The organism is Pseudomonas sp. P5_B2, assembly GCF_056400445.1.
The window spans coordinates 1-1,776 of the sequence record NZ_JBFULH010000753.1 but is presented as its reverse complement, the minus strand read 5'-3'; the positions used below and the strand labels follow the sequence as shown (position 1 = coordinate 1,776).

Below are 1,776 nucleotides of genomic sequence, written 5' to 3'. Positions count from 1 at the left end.
CTTTCAAATTTACGCTGATCGCCCTGACCTTCCTGAGGTTTTTTACGATAGTTTTCTACTACAACCAAACCAAGAAGAAAAAATATCCTTCGATCCAGAAAAAAAAGGATACCGCCTTGGGAGGTAATCCAGGCCTACGCCCGCGTTAATAGTCAAACTAAGCAACACCCATCAAATCCAACTAGAAGTTAATCCGTTGGTTGAACGGCGGCCCCGGTAAAGACTGAAAGGGATAAAAGGCGAGAGACCTATTTAAATAGATCTGTCACCTTTTTCGCGGTCACCTTTTTCGCGCGCGACATCATCTTTGTCTGATGGACCGCTATCGCGAGCAGGCTCGCTCCCACATTTGTCCTGTGTTGCTCACAAAAGCGAGTCCACAAAGATCCTCTGTGCGAGCCTGCTCACGAAGAGGCCCGACCAAATACCACAAAACGCTACGGTCAACCGGACCATTGTGGCGAGGGAGCTCGCCCCCGTTGGGTTGCGAAGCGACCCCTGAACCAWTCACCGYAGTCTTTCRATTAAACCGCATCACCTGAATGACGACTGCTGCACCCGAGCACGGACCGGCCGTCCGGCGGGAGCAAGCTCCCTCGCCACAGGCCAATCCCTGGCTACAGGACTGCGCCTCACCGCACGGGCGCGTTAGCTTTACGGATCGACGTTATCCAGCATCCGGTTCACCGCCAGTTCACCCAGCATGACGGAGTTTTGAATACCCAGCAGGGTGTGGCGCTGTGTACCGCTCAACTGCCCAGCGAAATCACTCAACATCACACTCGCTGACGCCAACGTCTCACAGGCGTTGACCAGCAGGGTTTCGTTGTCAGTGTCGGAGCCGACGGAATAGATGGTGCTGGGTTTGCGCGGCGTGTCTTTGGGAATGACCGGTTTGAGGTAGTAATCGAKGGCGCGGTCGGCGGCGTTGTTGAGTTTTTTGGAATCGGTGGATTCGTACGGGGAAACGTCGTCGGTTTCYGGYGGGTTGGGTGTGATCTTGAACATAGTGAAACTCCTTGATTAGTGGAGCCGCCACCGTTCGCGGTCAAACGAATAAGGTGGCAGCTGTACGCGGGTTGACCGACCGGAAATCAAGGTATCCGGCACACCCKAAGGTGTCCCGCGCACAGCCACCGCAAAAAGCCTGAAACTTTTCTTGGGCACTGGTACGCCTTGATTGAATCGGACGGTCAAATCCGATCGCTGATTTRTCAGCGACSMGCAAACGATARAGTCCAGGCSCAAGGCGCACAAGCCGGCGGATTCTGGCGCAGTCGTAGGCAACGGCGCAAGGATGTGTAGCCTCAGTGAGTATCTGGAGGTGTCTATTAAACATCGCCGTTTAATGCTCACTCGAACTATGGAACGGCGGCAGGACGAATAAATAAATGCGTCCCCTTTTCCATTCTTTACCACACCATTGTGGGCGGCGTGGCACCGGATCAATTTGCGGCCGTTGGTGGAGACGTTCAGGAAGGTGCTGACAGAGCCAAGATCAGAGTAGGAGCGAGCCTGCTCGCGATGAAGACCGACCAAATCCCACATAACTTAACTATCAGCTATGGCGTTAGTTGTGGGTCAAAATGTCTCGCCGAAAATTATATTCTCTATTACAAAAAAAACTAAAAAACTGTCAACCTTGACAGTTGCTCGAGCTGTGATAAACAACGAATATCAGGACGAGGCTAAAACTCACCCATCACAACGCGCAAAAATAAAATAAGGAAATCACGATGACTCTCCAGCTAAGCGCCAAGCTGATCACTTCAGCAC

General features: G+C 52.3%; 1 protein-coding gene and 1 pseudogene. One reads left to right on the top strand and one right to left on the bottom strand.

What is annotated here, in order from left to right; genetic code table 11:
• Nucleotides 1-654: 654 nt before the first annotated feature.
• Nucleotides 655-1,008, bottom strand: coding sequence for a DUF6124 family protein (locus tag AC1DRJ_RS26360; RefSeq protein ID WP_477804733.1), 354 nt, complete (start codon nucleotides 1,006-1,008; stop codon nucleotides 655-657).
• Between the two features lie 391 nt (nucleotides 1,009-1,399).
• Here AC1DRJ_RS26360 and AC1DRJ_RS26355 point away from each other — a divergent pair.
• Nucleotides 1,400-1,507: pseudogene (locus tag AC1DRJ_RS26355) on the top strand (LysR family transcriptional regulator); the annotation flags it as partial.
• Between the last annotated feature and the right edge of the window lie 269 nt (nucleotides 1,508-1,776).